Origin of the sequence: Streptomyces xanthii, from assembly GCF_014621695.1 — a bacterium.
GTDB lineage: Bacteria > Actinomycetota > Actinomycetes > Streptomycetales > Streptomycetaceae > Streptomyces > Streptomyces xanthii.
In genome coordinates this window covers 7,137,326-7,161,307 of sequence record NZ_CP061281.1, presented here as the reverse complement: position 1 = coordinate 7,161,307, position 23,982 = coordinate 7,137,326, and the positions used below count along the sequence as shown (strand labels likewise).

General features: G+C 73.2%; 19 protein-coding genes and 1 pseudogene. 11 read left to right on the top strand and 9 right to left on the bottom strand.

From position 1 onward, the window contains the following. Positions 1-4: 4 nt before the first annotated feature. The 9 genes from IAG42_RS32470 to IAG42_RS32430 are packed head-to-tail and all read left to right on the top strand — an operon-like array spanning position 5 to position 11,547. A complete protein-coding gene (locus tag IAG42_RS32470; RefSeq protein ID WP_188340520.1) occupies positions 5-961 on the top strand; it encodes a carbohydrate ABC transporter permease in 957 nt (318 codons plus the stop codon). Continuing rightward, positions 948-1,856: a carbohydrate ABC transporter permease gene (locus IAG42_RS32465; RefSeq protein WP_223206248.1), complete on the top strand. Its 909-nt coding sequence runs from the start codon at positions 948-950 to the stop codon at positions 1,854-1,856. The genes IAG42_RS32470 and IAG42_RS32465 overlap by 14 nt, the downstream gene beginning before the upstream one ends. 53 nt (positions 1,857-1,909) lie before the next feature. Beyond that, a complete protein-coding gene (locus tag IAG42_RS32460) occupies positions 1,910-2,674 on the top strand; it encodes an SDR family NAD(P)-dependent oxidoreductase (RefSeq protein WP_188340519.1) in 765 nt (254 codons plus the stop codon). Further along, a complete protein-coding gene (locus IAG42_RS32455) occupies positions 2,662-4,461 on the top strand; it encodes a heparinase II/III domain-containing protein (RefSeq protein ID WP_188340518.1) in 1,800 nt (599 codons plus the stop codon). Before IAG42_RS32460 ends, IAG42_RS32455 begins: the two co-directional genes overlap by 13 nt. Before the next feature lies 1 nt (position 4,462). Further along, positions 4,463-6,469: a hypothetical protein gene (locus IAG42_RS32450; RefSeq protein ID WP_188340517.1), complete on the top strand. Its 2,007-nt coding sequence runs from the start codon at positions 4,463-4,465 to the stop codon at positions 6,467-6,469. After that, positions 6,466-7,080 (top strand): DUF624 domain-containing protein, encoded by a 615-nt coding sequence (locus tag IAG42_RS32445; protein ID WP_188340516.1) that lies wholly within the window; start codon positions 6,466-6,468, stop codon positions 7,078-7,080. Before IAG42_RS32450 ends, IAG42_RS32445 begins: the two co-directional genes overlap by 4 nt. Beyond that, positions 7,080-8,180, top strand: coding sequence for a DUF1565 domain-containing protein (locus tag IAG42_RS32440; protein ID WP_188340515.1), 1,101 nt, complete (start codon positions 7,080-7,082; stop codon positions 8,178-8,180). Before IAG42_RS32445 ends, IAG42_RS32440 begins: the two co-directional genes overlap by 1 nt. Next, positions 8,177-10,570: a polysaccharide lyase 8 family protein gene (locus tag IAG42_RS32435; RefSeq protein ID WP_188340514.1), complete on the top strand. Its 2,394-nt coding sequence runs from the start codon at positions 8,177-8,179 to the stop codon at positions 10,568-10,570. The genes IAG42_RS32440 and IAG42_RS32435 overlap by 4 nt, the downstream gene beginning before the upstream one ends. A 2-nt stretch (positions 10,571-10,572) precedes the next feature. Continuing rightward, positions 10,573-11,547 (top strand): acetylxylan esterase, encoded by a 975-nt coding sequence (locus IAG42_RS32430; RefSeq protein WP_188340513.1) that lies wholly within the window; start codon positions 10,573-10,575, stop codon positions 11,545-11,547. Positions 11,548-11,579: 32 nt separating this feature from the next. On the opposite strand, the gene IAG42_RS32425 is transcribed toward IAG42_RS32430, so the two are convergent. From IAG42_RS32425 to IAG42_RS32395, 7 genes and pseudogenes are all read right to left on the bottom strand, one after another. Then, positions 11,580-12,953 carry an SMI1/KNR4 family protein gene (locus IAG42_RS32425; RefSeq protein ID WP_188340512.1) on the bottom strand — a complete coding sequence of 458 codons (1,374 nt, stop codon included), beginning with the start codon at positions 12,951-12,953 and terminating at the stop codon, positions 11,580-11,582. Positions 12,954-13,004: 51 nt separating this feature from the next. Then, positions 13,005-15,256, bottom strand: a pseudogene (locus IAG42_RS32420) (tetratricopeptide repeat protein). A gap of 18 nt (positions 15,257-15,274) precedes the next feature. Further along, positions 15,275-16,177 carry an oxygenase MpaB family protein gene (locus IAG42_RS32415; protein ID WP_188340511.1) on the bottom strand — a complete coding sequence of 301 codons (903 nt, stop codon included), beginning with the start codon at positions 16,175-16,177 and terminating at the stop codon, positions 15,275-15,277. A 65-nt stretch (positions 16,178-16,242) separates the two neighbouring features. Beyond that, positions 16,243-16,800 (bottom strand): hypothetical protein, encoded by a 558-nt coding sequence (locus IAG42_RS32410; RefSeq protein ID WP_188340510.1) that lies wholly within the window; start codon positions 16,798-16,800, stop codon positions 16,243-16,245. Positions 16,801-16,972: 172 nt separating this feature from the next. Continuing rightward, the gene (locus tag IAG42_RS32405) at positions 16,973-18,151 is read right to left on the bottom strand and encodes an acyl-CoA dehydrogenase family protein (protein ID WP_188340509.1); all 1,179 of its coding nucleotides are present in this window, start codon (positions 18,149-18,151) and stop codon (positions 16,973-16,975) included. A gap of 146 nt (positions 18,152-18,297) precedes the next feature. Further along, complete coding sequence (locus IAG42_RS32400) at positions 18,298-18,681, bottom strand: ferredoxin (RefSeq protein ID WP_188340508.1); 384 nt, start codon at positions 18,679-18,681, stop codon at positions 18,298-18,300. Between the two features lie 37 nt (positions 18,682-18,718). Continuing rightward, positions 18,719-18,889 carry a hydrophobic protein gene (locus tag IAG42_RS32395; protein WP_188340507.1) on the bottom strand — a complete coding sequence of 57 codons (171 nt, stop codon included), beginning with the start codon at positions 18,887-18,889 and terminating at the stop codon, positions 18,719-18,721. Between the two features lie 120 nt (positions 18,890-19,009). On the opposite strand from IAG42_RS32395, the gene IAG42_RS32390 reads away from it, so the two are divergent. Beyond that, positions 19,010-19,387, top strand: a complete 378-nt coding sequence (locus IAG42_RS32390; protein ID WP_188340506.1) for a VOC family protein — start codon at positions 19,010-19,012, stop codon at positions 19,385-19,387. A gap of 166 nt (positions 19,388-19,553) precedes the next feature. Beyond that, on the top strand, positions 19,554-20,642 hold the full coding sequence (locus IAG42_RS32385; protein WP_223206247.1) for a hypothetical protein: 1,089 nt from the start codon (positions 19,554-19,556) through the stop codon (positions 20,640-20,642). A 79-nt stretch (positions 20,643-20,721) separates the two neighbouring features. Here the strand turns inward: IAG42_RS32385 and IAG42_RS32380 are convergent, their stop codons facing one another. Both IAG42_RS32380 and IAG42_RS32375 read right to left on the bottom strand, forming a co-directional pair. Further along, on the bottom strand, positions 20,722-21,357 hold the full coding sequence (locus tag IAG42_RS32380) for an HdeD family acid-resistance protein (RefSeq protein ID WP_188340504.1): 636 nt from the start codon (positions 21,355-21,357) through the stop codon (positions 20,722-20,724). 62 nt (positions 21,358-21,419) lie between these two features. Beyond that, positions 21,420-23,975, bottom strand: a complete 2,556-nt coding sequence (locus IAG42_RS32375; RefSeq protein ID WP_188340503.1) for an ATP-dependent Clp protease ATP-binding subunit — start codon at positions 23,973-23,975, stop codon at positions 21,420-21,422. Positions 23,976-23,982: the final 7 nt, after the last annotated feature.

Below are 23,982 nucleotides of genomic sequence, written 5' to 3'. Positions count from 1 at the left end.
GACCGTGGGAGCCGTCTCCGTACTCAAGACCCGGCCGCCCGCCCCGCCGGCCGACCCGCCGCGCCCCGCGCCCGCCCGGCCCCGCCGCGGCCCCGGCGCCCGGCGGCGCCGCGCGGGACTGCTGATGGTGGCGCCCGCGCTGCTGCACGCGGCGCTGTGGATCGGCGTGCCGGTCGTCGCCGCCGTGTTCCTCGCGTTCACCTCGTACGACGTACTGAGCGCGCCCCGGTTCGTGGGCCTGGACAACTTCCGGGACATGCTCGACGACGCCGTGTTCCGCAAGTCGATCCTGAACACGGTGATCTACACCTTCTTCACGGTGCCGTTCGGCATGGTGCTCGGCCTGCTGCTCGCCCTGGCGCTCGACAAGGGGCTGCGGGCGCGCGGCGTGTTCCGCACCGCGATCTTCCTGCCGCAGGTCACCGCGACCGTCGCCATCGCGCTGGTGTGGCTGTGGATCTACAACCCGCGCAACGGCCTGTTCAACACCCTCCTCGCCCTCTTCGGCATCGAGGGCCCGGCCTGGCTCGCGTCCACCTCGTGGGCGATGCCGTCGGTGATCCTCGTCGGCATCTGGCAGGGCATCGGCATGAAGATGCTGATCTACCTGGCCGCGCTGCAGAACCTGCCGAAGGACCTGTACGAGGCCGCCTCCGTGGACGGCGCCTCACCGGTGCGGCAGTTCTTCTCGCTCACGCTGCCGCTGCTCAAGCCCGCCACGTTCTTCGTCCTCATCACCTCTCTGATCAGCGCGTTCCAGTCCTTCGACCAGATCTACATCCTCACCGACGGCGGCCCGGCCGGCTCGACGACGATGATGACGTACGAGATCTACAAGTCGGCGTTCCGCGAGTTCCGCGTGGGTTACGCCTGCGCCCAGTCGCTGGTGCTGTTCGTGCTCCTCATGGGATTCACCCTCGTCAACCGGCGCATCATGGGAGGCACCCGTGGCCACGACTGAGACCCGGCCCGCGCCCGTGCGGGCGGCCGCCCGCACGCGGGTGAGGCCCGGCCGGATCGGCCTGTACGTGACGCTCGCGGTGGTGTCGCTGCTCATGGTGACGCCGTTCCTGTGGATGATCGTCACCTCGCTGAAGACGCCGCAGGAGATCGCGGCGGAGCACGCCGGACTGCTGCCCGCGCACTGGGACTTCGGGAACTACGCCGACGCGTTCCGCGCCGCACCGTTCGGCACGTACGCGCGCAACAGCTTCGTCATCGCCCTCAGCCACACCGTCCTGAACGTCGTCTTCGCGTCCATGGCCGGGTACGCGCTGGCCCGGATCCGGTTCCGCGGCAGCGAGTTCCTGTTCTACTGCTTCGTCGCCGCGCTCATGATCCCCACGTACACGAAGGTCCTGCCGGAGTTCCTGATCGTGCGGTTCATGCCGCTCGCGGGCGGCAACGACCTGTTCGGTCAGGGCGGCAGCGGCTGGCTCGACACCTGGTGGGCGCTGATCGTGCCGGGGGCGGTGACGCCGTTCGCGGTGTTCCTGTTCCGCCAGTTCTACCTGGACCTGCCGGTGGAGCTGGAGGAGGCGGCGCGACTCGACGGGCTGGGCGAGTTCCGGATCTACGCCCGGATCATGACGCCGCAGGTCAAGCCGGCCCTGATGACGGTGGCGCTGCTGACCTTCGAGTCGTCGTGGAACAACTTCCTGTGGCCGCTGCTGGTGACCCGCACGGACAGTCTGCGGGTCATCCAGGTCGGTCTGTCCGTCTTCAAGACGGAGAACGGCACGCAGTGGCAGTTCCTGATGGCCGGCACGACGCTCGCGACGCTGCCGATGGTGCTGCTGTTCCTCCTGGGGCAGCGCTACTTCGTCCAGGGGTTCGCGCACACCGGCCTCAAGTGACCCTGCCCGCACCACTCTTCGCTCTCCCCGTTCTCGTGAAAGGTCCTCTCCGCATGTCCAGTGATCTCCAGGGTTCCCGCGCGCTCGTGACCGGCGCGGGCCACGGCATCGGCCGGGCCGTCGCCGTCGCGCTCGCCGCGGCGGGCTGCGACGTGGCCGTGCACTACCGCAGTTCCGCCGAGGAGGCCGGGCGGACCGTCTCCGCGATCGAGGGCCTCGGGCGGCGCGCCAAGGCGTTCCAGGCCGACGTCACGGTCACGGCCGAGGTGGACCGGCTCGTCGCGGACGCGGCAGGATTCCTCGGCGGGCTCGACGTCCTCGTGTGCAACGCCGGGCATCTGATCGGCCGCACCCCGGTCGCGGAGATGAGCGACACCCACTTCGACCAGGTGATCGACGCGAACCTGACGTCGACGTTCCGTACCTGCCGGGCCGCGCTGCCGCATCTGACCGCGTCGCCCGCCGGGCGCATCGTGACGATGTCCTCGCTGGCCGCGCACAACGGCGGCGGCCCCGGCTCGGTCGCGTACGCCGCGGCGAAGGCCGGCGTCCGCGGCTTCACGAAGGCGCTCGCCAAGGAGGTCGCCGCGTCGGGCGTCACGGTGAACGCGGTGGCCCCGGGTTTCATCAAGGGCACGGCGTTCCACGACACGTTCACCGCGCCCGAGGCGCAGGAGGCGATGGCGGCGGGCATCCCGGTGGGGCGGCCCGGCACGCCGGAGGACGTCGCCGCGTCGGTCGTGCATCTGGCCTCGCCCGCGTCGGGCTTCCTCACCGGCACGACACTGGACATCGACGGTGGCGTGTGGCCGCGGTGAAGCGCGCGATCCCGCGGGAGCGGGGCGGCTGGTGGCACGCGTACGTGTGCCCCGCGCACGGGCTCGAACTGGACCACGGCGACCCGCTGACCGGCGTCTTCCCGGCCGGTGGCGCACGCTGCGCCCGCGGCTGCCGGGTGGACACGCCGGACGTGCGGGGCGCGTGGACGGTCCTGTCCCATCAGGCGTGGGCGCGGCACGCCCGGGTCCTGGCCCTGCGCGGCGAGGACGCGCAGGCGCTCTCGCTGCTCCTCGAACACGCCGAGGTGTACCGGGAGTCGGCACGCGCGTCGCACGAGGGGGCGCAGGGGTGGATGCTGCGCGGGCGGCTGTTCCACCAGGCGCTGACCGACGCGATCTGGGCGGTGACCGTCGGGCACGCCGTGTGGACGCTCGCCGAGCACGGCACGCCCGGCACGGACGCCCTGCTGCCGCTCCTCGACGAGCTGGAGCGGGCGGCCCTGGACGCCCGGCACGTCCTGGTCGACCGCGGCGACCTCGCGTCGAACTACACGACGTGGCTGACCGCGGCGGGCATCGCGACCGGGCGGGCGGCGGCGCTGGTGCGCGGCACCCCGTGGGACGGCGCCAAGCAGTGGCTGGAGGGGCCGCACGGGCTGTACGCCCAGGTGCGGGCGTGTGTCGGCGCGGACGGCTGGGAGTGGGAGGGCAGCACCTACTACCACGGGTTCGTGCTGCGGGCGGCGCTGCTCGCGCTGCGCGGCGTCGCCCCGGCGGACGTGCCCGCGGACGTCGCGGCGCTGCTGACCGGCATGGTCGACGTGCTCGCCGCGCTGGCGACGGACGGCGGGGTGCTGCCCGCCCTGAACGACGGGCCCTACCTGCGGGTGCCGCTCGCCCTGGAGTGGCTCGAACTGTGCGCGCTGGCCGACGGGTTCGCGCCCGCGCCACGGCTCGCGGCGGTGGCCGCGCGGGCCCGGCTGGAGGCCGGGGACGCCGACGACGGACTGGACCGGCTGCTCGGCCGGGGCTCCTGGTTCGGGGGGCCCGCGCTGCCCGCGCGCCCGGTGCCCGCGCCGGTCACGATGTTCGGGACGGCCGGGTACGCGGTCGTCCGGGCGGCGGGCGCGCACGCCGTGCTCGCGTTCGGTCCGCACGGCGGCTCGCACGGCCACCGCGACAAGCTGGCCCTGTCCCTGTACGGGCAGGAGGCGTGCTGGCAGCCGGACCCCGGCGAAGTGCCGTACGGGCACCAGGAGTTCCGGGAGCACTACGCGTCGACAGCGGCGCATCCGGCGTTCGCGGTCGACGGCGCGGAGCAGGCGGAGTGCGCGGGCCGGCTGCTCGCGCGGGACGCCACGTCCGTCACCGCCGAGGTGACCGGAGCGTATCCGGGGGTGCGGGCGGTGCGCCGCGTCGAGGCCGCGCCGACCCACCTCGTCGACGTGCTCACGCTCGACGTGACGGACGGCGGACCGCGCCGGCTGACCGGACAGTTGCGCCCGGGCGTCGCCCTCGATGTGCAGGTGCAGTCCGAGGGCGCGCTGCGCACGACGTGGTACGGCGGGGACGAGGTGCTGCACGGCTGGCACGTGGCGTCGGAGCCGGTGCGGCCGGTGACCCGGCCGGGCCCCGGCCCGGCCGACGATCCGCAGGTGGCGCGCACCTGGGTCGATCTGACGGCGTGCGCGTCGCGGCTCGTCCTGGTGTCCGTGTACCAGGCGGCGGCGCAGGGTCCCGCGGTGACGGGTGTGCGGCTGGCCGGCGACGAGGTCGTGGTGGAGCTGGCCGACGGGACGCGCGCCGGGCACGGGACGGGGGCCTGACATGCTGCTGTCGGCGACACCGCCCGCGGGGCCGCGCCCCGGCCAGGAGCGGCGGCTGCTCGACGAGGCCGCGCGGCACCGGGCACTGACCCCGCCGGCCCGCCACCCGCGCGAGAGCATCACCTGGCTCGGCCCCGCCGCCGCGCATCCCGCGCTGGCGTACCGGATCACGGGCGACCCGGCGCATCTCGCGGAGGCGGAACGCTGGATCGGGGCGGCGGTGCGTCTGCCGCACTGGGGGCGCGCCCATCTGCCCGACCACGACCTGGACGCGGGCTGGCTGCTGCACGGTCTGGCGCTCGCGGGACACTGGCTGGGCGGGGCCCTCTCCCCCGACCTCACGGACCTGCTGCGGCACAAGCTGCTGGTGCAGGGGCGGCGCATGTACGAGTTCGCGGTGGAGACGGAGGGCCGCTGGTGGTCGTCCTCGTACTGGCAGAACCACAACTGGATCTGTCACGCGGGGCTCGCCACGGCGGGCTACGTGCTGGGCCGTGAGAAGTGGACGGAGCGGGCGAAGAGCAATCTGGGCCGGGCGCTGGACGCGCTGCCGGCCGACGGCTCGCACGCCGAGGGCGTCACCTACTGGCGGTACGGGGTGCCGTGGCTCGCCGCCCATCTGGATCTCCTCGAGGAGTGCGAGGGGCTCGACTGGTGGGGCCGGGGCGGCTTCATGGAGCACACCTTCGGGTTCCGGCTGCACCAGTCGGCGCCCGGTTTCGCGGAGCAGGCCGGGCACGGCGACTGCCACGACCGGCGCAGCGGGCACAGTGTGGCGCTGTACCGGAAGCTGGCGGCGCGGTTCGGGATCGGCGAGGCGCAGTGGCTGGCGGACCTCGTGGACCGTGAACTCCGCGACGGTGAGATCGAGTTGAGCGGTGTGCGGCCGGGGATCCGGGCGGAGGCGTATCTGGAGTACCTGTGGCACGACCCGGCGGTGGTGCCGGTCGCGCCGCAGGACACGCACGCGCACTTCCCCGATCTGGGGCTGCTGACCTCGCGCACCGGCTGGGACGGCGCGGCGACGTTCGTGTCGTTCAAGGCCTCGCCCGGGGGCGGTCACCAGGCGTGGGAGGCCAGTGCCCGGCATCGCGCGGAGCAGGGGTGGGAGACGCTGAACTGCGGGCACCACCACCCGGATTCGGGGTCGTTCGTGCTGGCGTCGCAGGGCGCGTTCCTCGCGGTGGACGAGGGCTACAGCAACCGCAAGCGGGCCGCCCACCACAATCTGCTGCTGGTCGACGGTCAGGGCTTCGCGGGCGAGGACCGCTACCACGTCTACGAGGACCTGCCGTACGCGCGTCAGGCGCGGATGCGGGACGCGCTGGCCGGCGGCGGCTGGCTGCACGGCACCGCCGAGCTCGCCGCGATGTACCCGGACGAGCTCGGGGTGCGGCGCCTGGACCGCACGCTCGTCTGCACGCCGTCGGGCCGGCTCGTCCTGCTGGACGAGGGGCAGGCGGACACCCCGCGCACCTGGACGTTCCTGCTCCAGACGGACGCGCCGACCACGGCCGCCGAGGACGGCCGGGACCGGCTGATCGAGGCGGGCGACGCGCGGGCCGTCCTCCGCCGCCTCGCACCCGACGCCGTACGGATCACGTCGGAACCGACCCGGATCGAGGCCAATCCGACGGCGAGCACACCGGAGTTGAGCATCACGCGCACCCAGCACACCCTGCGACTGACCACGGCCGCCCTGGACCGGGCCCGGCTCCTCACGACGATCGAGCCCGGGGCCGGGCCCGCCACCGCACGCGCGGTACCGCACGGCGTCGCGTTCGACACGCCGGACGGCCCGGAGACGGTACTGCTGTCCCCCGGGGAGCACGAGCGCGTCGAGGCGTGCGGCTGGGCGGCCGACGCGGCGGCGCTGCTGCTCGCACCCGGCCGGGAGCCGTACGTGGTCGCGGCCCGGCGGCTGGCCCGCGACGGGCACCTCGTACGGGAGTGGACCGAGCCGTACACGGGCCCGGCACCCGTCGCGGACCGGGCGGTGACTCGATGACGATGACCGCTTCCCTCGGCGCGCGCGGCCGGGGCCGGCTGCTCGGCCTCCTCGACCGGATCGCGCAACCGGCCGCCGCGGGCGCCGCGTTCACCGTGCTCGCGCTCGGTGTCGTCACCTGGCTGCCCGCCCTCGCGGCGCTCGCCCACACGCTCCAGCGGTGGCGCACGGACGGCGACAACCGCTGCTTCACCGGCGTGTTCACCGCGTTCCCCCGCTCCTGGCGGGCCCTGTGGCGGCACGGTCTCCTCGCCACCGCGGCGGTCGGTGTGCTCGCCGCGAACTCCCTTTTCCTGAGCGGCCGTTCGAGCCCGTACGCGTTCGTGCTGCTCGCCGCTCAGGCCGGTCTCGCGGCCGCCCTGGGCGTGCACTGCACGGCGCTCGCCGCACACGCCGGACTCGACCCCTCGGGGGCCGTCGCGGACTGGCACCGGCGCGCCCTCGCCCTGGCCTTCGGCTCCCCCGCGCGCGGCACCGCGCTGCTCGGCGCGGCGGTGTCCGCGCTCGTCCTGACCCTGCCCGTGCCGCTCGGACCCCTGCTGTTCGGCCCGAGCGTGCCCGTTCTGCTCGCCCTGCACCTCGCCGCACCACGACCGGAGAGGACCTCCTGATGTCCAGACGGACCCTGCTCACCCTCGCGCTCGGCGCCTGCGCCGTCCTGGCCCTGCCCGCCGCACCGGCCTCCGCCGCGTCCGCGTACTACGTCAGTCCGACCGGCAGCGACGGCAACGCCGGCACGTCGTCGGGCGCGCCGCTCGCGACGATCCAGCGGGCGCTCGACCTCGCGCCCGAGGGGGCGGTCGTGCACCTGGCGTCCGGCACCTACCGCCAGGACGTCGTGACCCGGCGCGAGAACGTCACCCTCACCGGCCCGGCGAGCGCCGTCGTCAAGGGCGCGGGCGCCACCCGGATCGTGCAGGTCCAGCACGACGGGACGGTCCTCGACGGATTCACCGTGGACGGTCTGTTCGGCTCGTCCTCCGACGTGTCCGGGTACCGCTCCAAGCTCGTCTACGTGATGAGCACGACGCCCGGCAACGGCGTCAACGCCCTGCGGATCACCGGCATGACGCTGAAGAACGCGGCCGACGAATGTCTGCGCCTGCGCTACCTCGTCACCGGCGCCGACGTGTCCGGCAACACGATCAGCGACTGCGGCGTCGCCGACTTCCGCTTCGGCGGGGGCGGCAAGAACGGCGAGGGCCTCTACCTCGGCACCGCGCCCGAGCAGCAGGGCGACAACGGGGCGCCGGACGCGGCCCCCGACGTCAGCAAGAACAACCGGATCCACCACAACACGATCGTCACGCGCGGCAACGAATGCGTGGACGTGAAGGAGAACTCCACCAACAACTACGTGGAGTACAACGACTGTTCGCAGCAGCGCGACCCCATTTCGGCCGGTCTCGACGCGCGCGGCAGCGGCAACATCTTCCGGTACAACACGGTGCACGACAACACGGGAGCGGGTGTCCGGCTCGGCGGCGACACCGCGACCGACGGCATCGACACCCAGGTGTACGGCAACACGATCACGGGGAACGCGGGCGGTGGCGTCAAGGTCATGCGGACCCCGCAGGGCCCGGTGTGCAGCAACACGATGAGCGGGAACACGGGCGGGAACTCGGTGGGCACGTACGGCGCCGACTACACGCCCGACGCGCCCTGCTCCGCCGTCACCGGGCGCCCGGTCACGGGGGCCGCGTCATGAGCGCCACCCGCCGCACCGTTCTGGCCGGCACCGGTGCCGTACTCGCCGCGACCGCGCTGCCCGGCTCGTTCCTGACGCCGGCCCTGGGCGCGGACACCGGGACCGCGGCGGACGACTCCGTGGACCTGCTCACGCGCTGGCGCACGCTGCTCACCGGCGGGCCGGGGCTCGACACGGCCGAGCCGCGGATCGCCGCCGCGATCGCCCGCATCGACCGGGCCGCCGTCTCCGCGCTCAAGGGCCTCGACCCGTCCCGCACCGACGGTCTGTGGCCCGATCTGACCAGCACGTCCGTGTCGAACCACGTCACCACCTCGTTCAAGCGGCTCGCCACCGCCGCGACCGCGTGGGCCGTGCCCGGGACGGCCCGGTACGGGGACGCGGCGCTGGCCGATCTGCTGTGCCGGGGCGTGGACTGGATGCTGGAGCACCGCTACGGGCCGGGGCACGCGCGGTTCGACAACGACTGGGACTGGGAGATCGGCTGCGCCCTCGCGCTCAACGACACGGCCGTCCTGCTGCACGAGGCGCTGGGCGCGGACCGGCTGACCCGGGTCACCGACGCCGTACGGCACTACACGCCGGACCCGGACCTGTGGCGCGCCGACCGCCAGATCGCGACCGGCGCCAACCGCGTGTGGATCTGCACGGTCGTTGCCGTCAACGCCGTGCTGCGCGCCGACGGCACCGACCTCGCGCGGGTGCGGGACGCGCTGTCCGACGTGACGGGCGGCGGCGCCAACAGCGTGCTCGCGTACCAGGACTCGGGGTCCGGCACCGGCGAGGGCTTCTACTCCGACGGCTCCTTCCTCCAGCACTACAAGCACCCGTACAACGGCGGCTACGGCAAGGAGCTGCTCGGCAACCTGTCTCGGCTGCTGCACCTGCTCGACGGCACCGACTGGGAGGTCACCGACCCCGAGGTGGCCAACGTGCGGCGGTGGGTGACGGACGGCTTCGACCCGCTCATCGCCCGCGGTGACGTGCAGGCCGGTGTGTGCGGGCGGGAGATCGCCCGGTCCAGCAAGCAGGGGCACGTGGCGGCGCAGACGGTGATCGAGGCGGTCCTGCGGCTGCTGCCCGGGCTGCCGGCCGCGGAGGCCGACCGGTTCGGGGCGCTGGTCAAGCAGTGGATCACCGAGGACACGTACCGGGACTTCCTCGGCGTCACGGACCTGGCCTCGCTCGTCGCCGCGCAGCGCCTGCTCGCCTCCGGCGTCAGGCCGCGCGGACCGCTCGTGACACACCGCCAGTTCCCGCGCATGGACAAGGCGATGCACCACCGCCCCGGCTTCACCCTCGGCCTGTCCGTGTACTCCAGCCGGATCTACAACTACGAGTCGATCCAGAACGAGAACCTGCACGGCTGGCACCTGTCCGACGGCATGGTCCTGCTGTACGACGACGACCTCGGCCACTACAGCGAGGACCACTGGCCGACCGTCGACCCGCTGCGCCTGTCCGGCACCACCGTCGTCGCCGAACGCCCCGCCGACGCGGCGGGGCAGCGCACGACGAGCACCGCCGACTGGGCGGGCGGGGCCGCGCTGCCCGGGACGACACTCGGCGCGTACGGCATGGAGCTGCGGGGGTACGGCAGTTCGCTGCGCGCGTTCAAGAGCTGGTTCTGCCTGGACGACGTGATCGCGCACGTCGGCTCCGGCATCACGGCGGACGCGGGCCGGGTGGAGACGATCGTCGAGAACCGCAAACTCCGCGACGTCTCCGCCGAGCTGACCGTGGACGGCGTGCCCGCCCCGTCCGACGCCGGCTGGTCCGGGGACTACGAGGAGGCGACCAGTGTCCATCTCACGGGCACCGGCGGCTACGTCTTCCCGCGCCCGACCGCGGTACGCGCGCTGCGCGAGCAGCGGACGGCGACCTGGCGGGAGATCAACATCAAGTACGGCACGGACACGCCCGTCACCCGGCCGTACCTGACACTGTGGCTCGACCACGGCACGGCCCCGTCCGGCGCAGGGTACTGCTGGCTGCAACTGCCGGGCGCGTCCGCCGAACGCACCCGGCGCACCGCCCTCGCGCCGCCCGTGCGGACCGTCGCCGCGACGGAGGCGGTGCACGCGGTGCGGCGCGGGGCGGACGGACTGCTCGCCGCGAACTTCTGGGCGGCGGGCCGGGCCGAGGAGCTGTCCGCGGACGGGCCCGCGTCCGTGCTGGTCCGCCCGCGCGACGGCGAGGTGGACGTGGCGGTGAGCGACCCGACGCAACTGCGCGAGCGGGTCGTCCTGGACCTCGCACTGCGCGGGTGCACCGTGGCGCGGGCCGACGCGGGCGTGAGCGTCGCCCGGACGCTGTCCGGCACCCGGATCTCCGTCGACACCGCGGGCCGGCACGGCGCGACGGTGTCCCTGACCCTGACGAGGAGCTGACCTTGCTGTTCGACATGTCGCTGGACCGGCTGCGGGAGTACCGCCCGGAGCCGGAGGAGCCCGCCGACTTCGACGCGTTCTGGCGCAAGACCCTGGAGGACGCGGCGCGACACCCGCTGGACGCCCGCTTCGTGGCGCACGACGCGGGGCTCGCGACGGTGGACGTGTACGACGTGACGTTCAACGGGTGGGGCGGGCAGCCGGTGAAGGCGTGGCTGCTGCTGCCGCGCGGGCGCACCGGGCCGCTGCCCGCGGTCGTGCAGTACATCGGATACAACGGCGGCCGGGGCATCCCGTACTCCTGGCTGACCTGGAGCGCGCTCGGGTACGCGCACCTGGTGATGGACAATCGCGGGCAGGGCGGCGGCGGCAAGAACACCGCCGACACGCCCGACGTGGCGCCCGAGGGGCACGGCTCGTCCTCGCCCGGCTTCCTGACCCGGGGCATCGAGGACCCGCACCGGCACTACTACCGGCGGCTGATCACCGACGCGGTGCGGGCCGTCGACGCCGTCCGCGCCCACGAGGCGGTGGACGCGGCACGGGTCGCGGTGCTCGGCGGCAGCCAGGGCGGTGGGCTCGCGCTCGCCGTGTCCGGGCTGCGCGAGGACGTGGCGGCGACGATCGCCGACGTGCCGTTCCTGTGCCACTACCGGCGCGCCTCGCAGATCACCGACAACGGCCCGTACGCGGAGATCGCCCGCTTCCTGTCCGGGCACCGCTTCGGCGTGGAGTCCGCGATGGAGACCCTGTCCTACTTCGACGGGGTCAACTTCGCGGCGCGGGCGACGAGTCCGGGCTGGTTCTCGGTCGGCCTGATGGACAAGATCTGCCCCTCGTCGACCGTGTTCGCCGCGTATCACCGTTACGCGGGTCCGGCGTCGATCGAGGTGTTCCCGTACAACGGGCACGAGGGCGGCGCCGAGTACGACCTGCCGCGCAAGATCGGGGCGCTGCGGGGCGTGTTCGGCGGCTGAGACGGCGGGGCTCCGCCCCCGGTGGCGGTGTCTCAGCCGTGGTGCCGGTCCGCCGGTCCGAGGTCGCCCTTGAGGAGGGTGCGGACGATCGGCGGGCGGTGCCACAGGGCCAGGATCTCGTTGGCGAGGGCGACCGGGACCGGTGTCGTCTCCGGCAGGCCGTGCGTGTCGATCGCCGCCGCCGACAGACCGCGCGGGACCGCGTCCGCGTCGAGCAGCACCCGCCATTCGCGGGGGCCGAGGCTCAGGAACTCCAGGCCGGTGAGGCGGGCGATCTCGCAGGGGTCGGCGAGCGTGCCCGGAGACGCTGACAGGGTGCGCAGCCGGGGCAGGCCCACAGCTGGGGCGAGACTGACCGGCTCCCCGTCCAGCACTCCGATGGAGAGCACCTCCAGGCCGGGGTGGGCTGCGGCCTCGACGCTCGGCGTGGCATGGATGTTGACGTGGGCGACGGCCGCTCGCCGCGCCTCCGGTTCTCGCCGCTCCTCCTCGCGTCCGCGCCCGAACAGCAGGTCCGTGAGGGAGTCCGCGAGGAGTTCCGCGCCGACGTACTCCTCGTGGCCGATGAGGATGATCTGCCCGACGTGGCCGCGCGGGCCGGGCGTGAGGTCGACGGCGAGCCGGTCACCGCCGCCGTTCTCCCCGAACACGATCCAGCCGGGCGAGCCGACCAGCCCCTGCACCCGCGCGTCGGGATCGGCGCCGACGGCCTCCAGTGCGGCGTGGTCCCAGGGCGCGGGCCGCGTGGTGGCGTCGGCGATGTGGCAGGAGGCCAGCGGGTAGGGCTCCCACCGGACCGCCTCCTCGTACCGCAGCGCTTCCCGGCGACCGGCGTCCGAGTCCGAGTGGAGTTTGAGGTCTGCGACCCGGTAGAGCGCCTTCAACTCGTCGGGCAGCGGGACGCCGAGCCGTGCCTCCGCGTCCGCGATCTGCACGTCGCTCGCCCCTTCGGCGGCCGGCATCCGCTCCTTGATCGTGCGGGCCAGCAGCTCCGGGTCCGCGGTCGGGGCCGGCACCGCGTCCGGCGCCGGATCGGGCAGCCGGCGCCAGGGCTCGGGCACCGCGCCCTCGACCAGGAGCAGCATTCCGGGGCTCGGCGCGTCCGGCCGCTCGAGTCCCATCACGCGGAGCGTCGCGGGCCCTGACGGGGTGAACCGCACCGAGAACGTCACGCCCTCGACCCCGGCGGCCGCGACCGCCTCGCACACCGGGCCCGCCGCGCCGGACTCGTACGCCGCGGCGGGATCCTCCAGCCGCAGGCTCCATTCGGCCGCGCCGATCCGCCCCGACGCGTACCAATCAGTGTCGGCGTTCCGGCCCTCCCCGTGGCGTCGCAGCAGTCGCAGCAGCGGCACCCAGGTGCCGAAGTCGTGGAGCGGCGCGTGGTCGAGTCTCTGAACAGCCATGCGTGTGACCCTAATGACCCCGGACGACCGACGACTCGGCCGGTCCCCGGCTCAGCCGCGCGGGCGCAACCCCTCCACCCGGCGGTACAGTTCGGCCGCCTCCGCCGTGCGGCCCAGTTGTTCGAGGCAGTGGGCCTCGTCGGTGCGGCTGGTGAGGGTGTCGGGGTGGGCCGCTCCGAGGACGCGCTCGCGTGCGGCGGCGACGGTGCGGTACGCGCCGAGCGCGTCGTGCCAGCGGCCGAGCCAGCCCAGGCCGACGGCGACCTCCCGGTGGCTGATCAGGGTGTCGACGTGGTCGGGGCCGAGCACCCGCTCGCGCAGGGCGCACACGTCGCGGGCCTCGGCGAGGGCCTCCTCCCAGCGGGCGAGACGGCCGAGGTTGACGCCGAGGCCGTGCCGGGCGCGCAGTGTCTCGGGGTGCTCGGGCCCGCTGACCCGGGTGCGGTCGTCGACGAGGTCCCGGTACAGCGTGAGCGCCTCGGCGCTGCGGCCGAGCCGGCCGAGGCCGATGCCCACCTCGTAGCGGGCGGCGAGCGTGTCGGGGTGGTCGGGGCCCAGTGCGTGGGCGCGGGCGTCGGCCACGTCCCGGTAGGTGCGCAGCGCCTCGCTCCAGCGACCCAACTGGCCCAGGGTGTAGCCGACTTCGCAGCGGGTGACGAGGGTGTCGGGGTGATCGGCGCCGAGGACGCGGGCGCGCGCCTCGGCGACCTCGCCCGCCATGCGGTGCGACTCCTCGACGCGGCCGAGCCGGCTGAGGTTGAAGGCGAGGTTGTGGCGGCAGCGCAGGGTGTCGGGGTGGTCGGCGCCCATGGCGCGCTCGCGGGCGGCGAGGACCGCGGTGTACATCTGGTGGGCCTCGAAATGCCGCCCCAACTTGCCGAGCACGTAGGCGACTTCCTGGCGGGCGCCGAGCGTGTCGGGGTCTTCGGCGCCGAGTGTCCGCTCCCGGCCCTCGACGACGCGCCGGTACGTGCGCAGGGCGTCGCTCGCACGGCCGGTGCGGCTGAGGGCGAAGGCCACTTCGTAGTGGCTGGCGAGGGTGTCGGGGTGGTCGGGGCCCAGGGCGTGCTCGCGCGCTGCGGCGACCGCGCCGTGCGCCTCGCCGGCCTCGTCCCAGCGGCCCTGCCGACCGAGGGACAGTGCGGCGTTGTGCCGCGCGGTGAGTGAGTCCCGCAACTCCGTTACGTCCACTGACTGTTCGGCCGCACTGGGCCAGACCGCGCGCATCGCCCCCGGGGTCCCCTGGTTCCTCCGGGGGATCCAGTCGCGGGCGAGGCCTCCGGCCGGGTCCGGTGGTGTCGTCCGGAGGCCCGCGCCTCCGGCTGCCTTGTGTCCGGTGGTCATGCCGCGGGTCCAGGACGGCAGCCGGGGCTCTTCCGAGGGCGCGGGCCGGACTGCCTCCGGGGTGTTGCGGGGCGGTGCGGGGCCGCGGCTCCGGTCTGGACGGCGGCGATGCGCGCGGCCAGCTCGGCGGCGTCGCGGGGCCGGTCGTCGGGTTCCTTGGCGAGCAGGTCCCGGATGATCCGGTCCAGGTGGCGGGGCAGGTCGGGGCGCAGGCTCCGGGGCGGCTCGGGCACGGTGTCGCGGTGTCCGACGAGCACGGCCCAGGCGTCGACGAGGTCGAAGGGCGGGGCGCCGGTCGCGAGCTCGTAGAGGACGCAGCCCAGGGAGTACAGGTCGCTGCGCTCGTCGACGTGGACGCCGCCGATCTGCTCGGGCGACATGTAGTGCGGGGTGCCCATCGCGATGCCGGTGCCGGTGAGGCGGGAGGTGAGGCCGATGTCGTGGCCGAGGCGGGCGATGCCGAAGTCGCAGATCTTCACGGTGCCGTCGGCGAGCCGGACGATGTTCGCGGGCTTGAGGTCGCGGTGCACGATGCCCTGCGCGTGGGTGTAGGCGAGGGCGGCGGCGACCTGTGCGGCGATGTCGACGATGTCGTCGACGGGTAGCGGGTGCTGCCCGTCGTCCTCCAGGAGCCAGCTCAGGTCGTGCCCTTCCAGGAGCTCCATCACGAGGTACAGGACGCCTTCGTACTCGCCGAAGTCGTGGACGACGGTGATGCCGCGGTGCTGGAGCGCGGCGGCGACACGGGCCTCGCGGCGGAAGCGCTCGCGGAGCACGCGCGTGAAGTCCTGGTCGCGCTGCGGCCCGGCGGGCTTGAGGCACTTGACGGCGACGTGCCGGCCGAGCGACTCGTCGCGGGCGCGCCACACCTCGCCCATGCCGCCGCGGCCGATCGGTTCGAGCAGCCGGTACCGCCCGTGGAGCAGTCCGGTGTCCCGTGTCTCCCCCAGCTCCCGCATGTCCCGCTGTCGCCCCCGTCAGCTCGCTGCGCCCTCCCCCGGCCCGTCCAGTATGGCCAGCCTGCTGCCGGTTTTGTACGGTGCCGGACGGGTTTCGGGACCAAGTCGTGCCACGGCCCGCAGGACGTGCTTCGGGGGCAGTTGCCAGCGCAGCCATGCGGGGACGAGGCGCAGGGCGGTGCCGGTGGCGCGCAGGCGGCGGGTGACGACGGCCGGGGCGGGTGCGGGTCTGCCGTACAGGGTGTGGGCGTACGGCGGCAGGGCGTCGTAGGCGAGGTGCGCGACGTGTCGCCACAGGAGGGCGCGGGCGGGGACGAGGAGCGCAGGGGTGGGCGGCCTGCGCAGGAAGTCGTCGACGACGCGTGCCTCGGGTCCGGCGGCGAGCTCGGGCCGCACGCTCTCGAAGTAGGCCGCCAGTTCGCGCCGCGATCCGGGGACGCGGTCGGGGTCGAGGCCGACGAGGCGGGCGCTGGTGCGGTGCTCGGCGATGTAGCGGTCGGCCTGTGCGTCGGTGAGCCGGAATCCGGAGCTGCGGGCGACGTGGAGGTAGGAGTCGATCTCGGCGCAGTGCACCCAGAGCAGCAGTGCGGGTTCGTCGACGCCGTAGCGCTCACCGGTGTCCGGGTCGGTGGCGCCGAGCCGGCTGTGGATCTTCCGGACCCGGGCCCCGGCCCGCTCGGCGGCCTCGGTGGTGCCGTACGTGGTGGTACCGACGAAGCTCGCCGTGCGCATGAGCCGGCCCCAGGCGTCGCGCCGGAAGTCGCTGTTCTGGAGGACGCCGCGGACCGCGCGGGGGTGCAGGGCCTGGAGGTACAGGGCCCGCACCCCGGCGATCCACATCATGGGGTCGGCGTGCATCTGCCAGGTCACGGAGTCGGGCCCGAACAGACCCGGATCCGGCGCTTGCTCTGGTGAGCCCATGGGCCCAGTGTGCGGAGATTCCGGGCGGGACGCCAGAGCCGGCCGGGGCGCGGGCCCCGGAGGGCTCACTTCCAGACGGCGAACGGCTCGTCGTCACTGCTGCGCAGCAGGCCGCCCTTGACCCACTCGACCTTCTCGGGCGACGCGTCGGAGCCCGCCTCGGAGAGGTAGACCGAGCAGCCCTCGTAGCTCTCGCCGGCCGGGGCCTTCGCGAACTTCGCGGAGTCGTGCTCGTCGAGGCACTTGTCGAACTTCGGCGCCTCCTCGTAGCTGAGCTGTCCGTCGTCGCCGACGACCGGCTCGGGGAAGGCGGCCATGATGTCGAGCCGCGTCAGCAGGTCCCCGTCCGCGGTGACGTCGAAGGAGGGCCCGTCCACGTCCCCGGACTCGGACTTGGTCACCTTGTAGTGGACGTAGTAGGGCGTGCGGCCCTGGTACTCGGAGGCGTCCTTGAGCACCGAGAGGTCCCCGTTGGACCCGGTCTCCACCCGGACCACGCTGACCTCCAGGTTGTCCTTCGTCGCCTTGTCGCCGTAGGACAGCTCCTCGGTGTCGGAACACCCGGTGAGCGCCAGTGCGGCGGCGGCTCCGAGGGCGGCGAGTGTTGCGGTTCGGCTGTTCAAGATTCCCCCTGGATGGTGGTCCGTACGGCACGGGTCGGCCCGCGGAGCATGTCTACCGCACCCGACTGACAGACCGTCCGACAACTCCGCAACCGGAGACGGGCATCACAGGAAGCGCACAGGAACCACGCGCACGACCCGCCCCGGTCCGGGGCGGGTCGTGCCGCTCGCCTCAGCGCCGTACGCGCGGCATCCCGAGGCCGATCCAGGAGATGATCTCGCGCTGGATCTCGTTGTTGCCGCCGCCGAAGGTGAAGATCACGGCGGAGCGGTAGCCGCGCTCCAGTTCGCCGTGCAGGACCGCGCCCGTGCTGCCTTCCTTCAGTGCGCCCGCCGCGGCGACGATCTCCATGAGCCAGGCGTAGGCGTCGCGGCGGGCCTCGGAGCCGTAGACCTTGACGGCGGAGGCGTCCTGGGGGGTGAGGGTGCCCTGCTGGACGGCGTTCACCATCTGCCAGTTGAGGAGCTTCATCGCGTCGAGCTTGGTGTGGGTCTGGGCGAGGCGCTTTCTGACCCAGCCGAGGTCGATGACGCGCCGGCCGTCGGCGAGCTTGGTCTCCATGGCCCAGCGCTGCACGTCGTGCAGGGCGCGGATCGCCATGGTGCCGTGCGCGGCGAGGGTGACCCGCTCGTGGTTGAGCTGGTTCGTGATGAGCCGCCAGCCCTTGTTCTCGTCGCCGACCCGGCGGCTGACGGGGACGCGCACGTTCTCGTAGTAGCTCGCCGTGGTGTCGTGGGAGGCGAGGGTGTTGATGAGGGTGCAGGAGTAGCCGGGGTCCGAGGTGGGGACGAGGAGCATCGTGATGCCCTTGTGGGGCGGCGCGTCGGGGTCGGTGCGCACGGCGAGCCAGACCCAGTCGGCGGTGTCGCCGTTCGTGGTCCAGATCTTCTGGCCGTCGACGACGTAGTCGTCGCCGTCGCGGACGGCGCGGGTCTTCAGCGCGGCGAGGTCGGTGCCGGCGTCGGGCTCGCTGTAGCCGATGGCGAAGTCGATCTCCCCCGAGAGGATCTTCGGCAGGAAGAAGTCCTTCTGCTCGTCGGTGCCGAACTGCATGATCGTGGGGCCCACGGTGTTGAGCGCCATCAGCGGCAGCGGAACGCCGGCCTGGGCGGCCTCGTCGAAGAAGATGAACTGTTCCATGGGCGTCAGACCGCGCCCGCCGTACTCCTCGGGCCAGCCGACCCCGAGCCAGCCGTCCGCCCCGAGCCGGCGCACCGTCTCGCGGTAGAACCGCTTCTGCGCGGCGGGGTCCTCGTAGCGCGCGTACGCGTGCTCGGGGACCAGCTGGGCGAAGTAGGCGCGCAGCTCGGTGCGCAACTGCTGCTGCTCAGGCGTGTATTCGAGGTGCACGGCCCCTCCTGGCGGTCGACCGGGCTGCCTCGGCCCGGACTTCAGGCGCGGATGCGACGGCGCACACAGTAGAACGCGTTCCAGAAATAGGGAATGCCGTGGACTGACTGGATGTCAGATCAACGGGGCCGCGCACCTGTTGCGAGTCACACGAGGGCGGCGAGAAACTCCGTGCACGCCCGGGCGCACCGGCGACAGCACCCCGCGCAGTCGCCGGCGTCCGGGGCCCGGTCGCAGGCCTGGGCGCACTCCAGGCTGACGGCCCGGCACCATTCGACGTGCAGCCGCATCCCGTACGGGTCCTGGCGGAGCTCCTCGGACAGGAGCCGACAGGTGGCGTCGCACACCTCGGCGCAGCGCAGCAGAGCCCGGCGCAGGTTCGGCCGGCGCGGGGCGCCGGCGGTGACGGCACCGAGATCGGCGGCCCCGACGGACGTCACGCACCGCTTGGCGCACTCGGTGCAGGCCTGGGCGCAGTCGAAGCGCTCCCCCAGGAAGCGGACCGGCGCGTGGATCTCGGTCTGGGTCATGACTCCTCCCGGAGTCGCGGCGGACGGATCGGCGGCCTCACCACCGGTACCAGCGGGACCTCGACCCGCTCGCGGTCGTGCCGCGGACGAGGAAGCCGAGCAGCCACAGGACGAGAACGGCCAGGGCGACCCACCAGAGCACCTTCACGGCGAAGCCGACGCCGAAGAGGATCAGAGCGAGCAACAGAACCAGCAGAACAGCGATCACGGTCGGTACCTCCTTGAACGCCCCGGGTTCCCCCGGCCGCGCGTCCTACACGGAGAGCGCGGGGAATCGGCGCGGCCGGATCGGGTACCCCGCCCTCTCCACGAGCGGAGGAGGCGGGGCATGAGCCTGGTGCACACGGGAGTACTGGTCCTGGACTGCCAGGATCCGGCGCGGCTGGCCGAGTTCTACGAGGCGTTGCTAGGCGGCGAGGTCGTCGTCGCGCCGGACGGGGAGCGCGTCGAGGTGACCGGAGAGCGGGGCACCCGCATGGCGTTCCGCCGCGACCCCGCGGCCGCGCCGTCGAGCTGGCCGCGCCCGGAGGACGCGCAGCAGGCGCATCTGGACCTCCTCACGGCGCCGGAGGACCTCGACGAGGCGGAGCGCCGGATCGTCGAGCTGGGCGCGCGGCCGCTCCGGACCCGGGACGCGCCCGGTCCGCACGAGGCACGCCTGTACGCGGACCCGGCCGGACACCCCTTCACGCTCCGCCCCGCCTGAACCCCGGCGCGGCCGGCGTGGTCGGGGCGACCGGCATGGTCGGCGCGTGACCTCGGGCGGACCGTGGCGCCCCTCACACCCACGCCGGTCCCCTCTGGCCTCCATTTCGTTGTAGAGTACAACCACAAGCAAAGGTTGTATTTGCCAACCCATGGAGGTCCCGCCCATGTCCGCCGCGCGCAATCCGGCGCTGCGCCACGTTCTGACGCATCTGCTGACCCCCCTTCTGATGTGTGTCGGCATGGGCCTGGCCTACCTCGGCGCCTTCGCCTCGCCCGAGCCGCACCATCTGCCCGTCGCGGTGGTCGGCGCCGGGCCCGAGGCGAAGGTGTTCGCGCAGACCGTGAAGGACAAGGCGGGCGACGCCCTCGACGTCCGCACGGTCGACACCAGGTCCGCCGCGGTCGACCAGCTGATGACGCGGGACATCGACGGCGCGTACGTCGTCGGCGACTCCCCCGAGCTGATCGTCGCCTCGGCCGGTTCGGACACCACCGTGTCCGTCGTCGAGAAGATCTTCACGCCGGTCGCGGCCCAGCAGGGCGACCCCCTGAAGGTGACCGACGTGGCGCCTCCGGTGTCCGACGACCCGACGGGACAGGGCCTGTTCTTCCTGCTCGTGGCGGTCAGCATCGGCTCGTACGCCTCGGTCGCCGTGATCGGCGGCGCGGGCGCCGTGCTGCGGATGCGGACCCGCACGCTGCTCGTCGTCGGGGCCTCCGGCGTGGTCAGCCTGATCGGCGCCGCGTTCGCCGGGCCCGTCTTCCATCTGGCGCACGCCCACCTGTGGGGCCTGTGGGGCATGACGTGGCTGTACTCGGCGGGCATCCTGCTGATCGGCGTCGGCCTGCACACCTTCCTGAAGCGGTGGACGACGCTCGGCGTGATGGTGCTGTTCGTGATGCTGAACTTCACCAGCTCCGGCGGAATCTTCCGGCCCGAGCTGCAGAACGGCTTCTTCGGCAGCCTGCACGCCTTCTGGAACGGCGCCGGGTTCGTCGAGGGCGCCCGCAGCCTCCTCTACTTCGGCAGCCACGACCTGGGCCGCAACGTGTGGACGCTGGCCGCCTGGCTGCTGGTCGGCGCGGTCGTCCTCGGGATCGCCGCCCTGCACGAGCACCGGCAGGAGCGGAGCCTGGCCGCCGCGGGACACGGCGCCCACGCCGCACCCGCCCACGCCGCCCCGGCCCGCACCGAGCGCGCCCGGGCCGAGGAGGACAGCGAGGAGGAGATGGAGGAGGCCGTCGGCGTCTGACCGGCCCCGCCCCCGGACGCACCGGTGCCCCGCGCTCGTCTCGAGGACGAGCCCGGGGCACCGGTGCGTCGCGCGCGGGTCAGGCCCCGCGCGGGATCTGCTTCGAGCGGCTGCGGATCATGAACGCCTCGACGATCTCGACGACGCCCATCGCCACCAGCCAGCAGCCGCCGACCAGCGTCAGGACGGCGACCGACTCGAACGGCGAGACGATCAGCACGATGCCGGCCATGGCGCTGACCACGCCGAGGAACGCCTGCCAGCCGCGGGCCGGCATCGCCGGGTCCGAGGCCGCCGCGACGGTCTGCGTGATCCCGCGGAACAGCCAGCCGATGCCGATCCACAGGGCGAGCAGCAGGATCGACTGCATCGCGCCGCGGAAGCAGAACAGGCCGAGGAGGACGGAGACGGCGCCGCTGATGAACGCCATCACGCGCAGCCCGGTCGTCACGTGCGTGCCGAACGCCGTGACCAGCTGGAAGACACCGCTGACGACGAGGTACACGCCGAACAGGATGCCGGCGGCCCACAGTGAGGCGCCGGGCCACACGAGGACGAGCACGCCCATGATCAGCGCGGCGACACCCGCGAGGAGAACCGCCTGCCAGGCCGCTTGGGCCAGCCGGCCGAGCGGGCCCTCGGGGATGGATCCGGGCGCCTCCTTCTCGTCGGCGGCCCGGTGCGGGCTCTGCGGTTCGTAAGGTGTTTGGGTCATGACCGAACTCTCTGTGCGGGCCGCGCCGGGCGGCGAGCGGTGGTGGGCCGAACGGGTGAGACTCAGGAGGCGGACCGCGCCGCCTCCATGTCCCCGCTCGTGGCGTCCTCCTCTCCGGTCCCCGGGTCCGCTCCGTGGCGTACGGAACAGACGAGGGCGTCGTCCTTGACGTCGGCGACGATGGTGTCGCCGGGTTCGGCCTCGCCGCTGAGCATCAGCGACGCGAGCCGGTTGTCGAGCTCGCTCTGGATGGTGCGGCGCAGCGGCCGGGCGCCGAACTCGGGCTGGTGGCCGTGCGCGACGAGCAGCTTCTTCGCCGCCTCGGTGACCTCGAGCGTCATGCCCTGCGCGTGGACGCGGCGCACGCTCCGGTCGAGGAGGTGGTCGACGATCTCGCCGAGGTCGTCCTGGGTGAGGCCGTGGAAGAGGATGATCTCGTCGATGCGGTTGAGGAACTCGGGCAGGAAGCGGCCCCGCAGGTCCTGCATCAGGTCAGCCTTGATCTCGGACACGTCGCCGTGATGGGCGAGGATGCGCTGGGCGCCGATGTTCGAGGTCATGATGACGACGCAGTTGCGGAAGTCGACGGTGCGGCCCTGCGAGTCGGTGAGCCGGCCGTCGTCGAGCACCTGGAGCAGCGTGTTGAAGACGTCCGGATGGGCCTTCTCGACCTCGTCGAACAGCAGCACGCTGTAGGGCTGGCGGCGGACCTTCTCGGTGAGCTGTCCGGCCTCCTCGTGGCCGACGTATCCGGGCGGGGCGCCCACGAGCCGGGAGACGGTGTGCTTCTCCTGGAACTCGCTCATGTCGAAGCGGACCATGCGGTTCTCGTCGCCGAACAGCAACTCCGCGAGGGCCTTGGCCAGTTCGGTCTTGCCGACGCCGGTCGGGCCGAGGAAGAGGAAGGAGCCGACGGGCCGGTTCGGGTCGCCCATGCCCGCGCGGTTGCGGCGGACGGCTTCGGAGACGGCGACGACCGCCTCGTCCTGGCCGACGACCCGGTCGTGCAGGGCGTCCTCCAGTTTGAGCAGCTTCTCCTTCTCCGTGGCGGTGAGCTGGGCGACCGGGATGCCGGTGCGGCGCGAGACGACGTCGGCGATGTCCTTCGCGGTCACCTGCACGACGCCCTCGCGGCGCTCCTCGATCCCGGCGAGCTCGCCCTGGACGTCGGCGATCTGCTGCTTGAGTTCGGAGGCCCGCTCGAAGTCCTCGGCGGCGACGGCCTGGTCCTTCTCACGGCTCAGCTTGGCGATCTTGTCCTCGCGGCTGACGATCTCGGTGGAGCGGCCCGCGCCGCGCAGCCGGACCCGGGCGCCCGCCTGGTCCATCACGTCGATGGCCTTGTCGGGCAGGAACCGGTCGCTGATGTACCGGTCGGAGAGCTCGGCGGCGGCCACGAGCGCGCCGTCGGCGAAGCGCACCTGGTGGTGGGCCTCGTACGCGTCGCGCAGGCCCTCCAGGATCTGGACGGTCTCGTCGACACTGGGCTCGGGGATGGTCACGGGCTGGAAGCGGCGTTCCAGGGCCGGGTCCTTCTCCACGTACTTGCGGTACTCGTCGATGGTGGTGGCGCCGACGACGTGCAGTTCACCGCGGGCGAGGGCGGGCTTGAGCATGTTGCCCGCGTCCATCGCGCCCTCACCGCTCGCCCCGGCGCCCACGACCGTATGGAGTTCGTCGATGAAGAGGATGACGTCACCGCCGGCGTTCTGGACGTCCTCGATGACCTTCTTCAGCCGCTCCTCGAACTGGCCGCGGTACTGCGCGCCCGCCACCATCCCGGACAGGTCGAGCGCGACGACCCGCTTGCCCTTCAGCGTCTCCGGCACCTCGCCCGCGACGATCCGCTGGGCCAGACCCTCCACGATCGCCGTCTTGCCGACCCCCGGCTCACCGATCAGCACCGGGTTGTTCTTCGACCTGCGCGACAAAATCTCGACGGTCTGCTCGATCTCCTCGGCCCGGCCCACCACCGGGTCGAGCTTCCCCGCCTTCGCCTCCTCGGTCAGGTCCCGGCCGTACTCGTCGAGCGTCGGGGTGTCGCTGTTCTCCCTGCTCGCGCCGGCCGGGACGCCCTCGGTGCGGGCGGCCTGGTCGGCGGCGCCGCGCAGCCGGCCGGTGTCCGCGCCCTGGGAGCGCAGCAGCCGTCCCGCGCCGGAGTCCGGGTCGTCGAGGAGCGCGCCGAGGATGTGCTCCGGCCCGATGTACGAGACCCCTGCCGCCTGGGAGCGGGCGTGCGCCGCGGAGAGGGTGCGCTTGGCGGCCGGGGTGAGCCCGGGCTGCGCGGACGGTTCGGCGCTCTCCCCGGGAAGGATCTTGGCGATCGCGGCGGCGAGCGCGTCGGGCTCCGCCCCCGCCTGCGCGAGCAGTGTGCGGGCGGGGTCGACCTGGGTCGCGGCCCACAGCAGGTGCTCGGTGTCGAGGTCCGAACTCCCGTCCTCCACCGCCTTGTTGGTGGCCCGGCCGATCAGCTCGCGCGCCGAGTCCGTCAGCAGGCGGCCGATGGGGACCCGCTGCACCTGTGGCGGCGCCGATCCGGGCGACATCCCGAAGAAGCGGTTGAGCATCTCCCCGAAGGGATCGGGTGATCCGAAGGGGGATCCGAAGGACATCGACATGGCGGGT

Bases quoted from the DNA above. Each gene is read 5' to 3' on its own strand.
- IAG42_RS32460 (WP_188340519.1), top strand. From the start codon at position 1,910: ATGTCCAGTGATCTCCAGGGTTCCCGCGCGCTCGTGACCGGCGCGGGC.
- IAG42_RS32450 (WP_188340517.1), top strand. From the start codon at position 4,463: ATGCTGCTGTCGGCGACACCGCCCGCGGGGCCGCGCCCCGGCCAGGAG.
- IAG42_RS32445 (WP_188340516.1), top strand. From the start codon at position 6,466: ATGACGATGACCGCTTCCCTCGGCGCGCGCGGCCGGGGCCGGCTGCTC.
- IAG42_RS32440 (WP_188340515.1), top strand. From the start codon at position 7,080: ATGTCCAGACGGACCCTGCTCACCCTCGCGCTCGGCGCCTGCGCCGTC.
- IAG42_RS32435 (WP_188340514.1), top strand. From the start codon at position 8,177: ATGAGCGCCACCCGCCGCACCGTTCTGGCCGGCACCGGTGCCGTACTC.
- IAG42_RS32425 (WP_188340512.1), bottom strand. From the start codon at position 12,953: ATGGCTGTTCAGAGACTCGACCACGCGCCGCTCCACGACTTCGGCACC.
- IAG42_RS32415 (WP_188340511.1), bottom strand. From the start codon at position 16,177: ATGGGCTCACCAGAGCAAGCGCCGGATCCGGGTCTGTTCGGGCCCGAC.
- IAG42_RS32400 (WP_188340508.1), bottom strand. From the start codon at position 18,681: ATGACCCAGACCGAGATCCACGCGCCGGTCCGCTTCCTGGGGGAGCGC.
- IAG42_RS32390 (WP_188340506.1), top strand. From the start codon at position 19,010: ATGAGCCTGGTGCACACGGGAGTACTGGTCCTGGACTGCCAGGATCCG.
- IAG42_RS32385 (WP_223206247.1), top strand. From the start codon at position 19,554: ATGTCCGCCGCGCGCAATCCGGCGCTGCGCCACGTTCTGACGCATCTG.
- IAG42_RS32380 (WP_188340504.1), bottom strand. From the start codon at position 21,357: ATGACCCAAACACCTTACGAACCGCAGAGCCCGCACCGGGCCGCCGAC.
- IAG42_RS32375 (WP_188340503.1), bottom strand. From the start codon at position 23,975: ATGTCGATGTCCTTCGGATCCCCCTTCGGATCACCCGATCCCTTCGGG.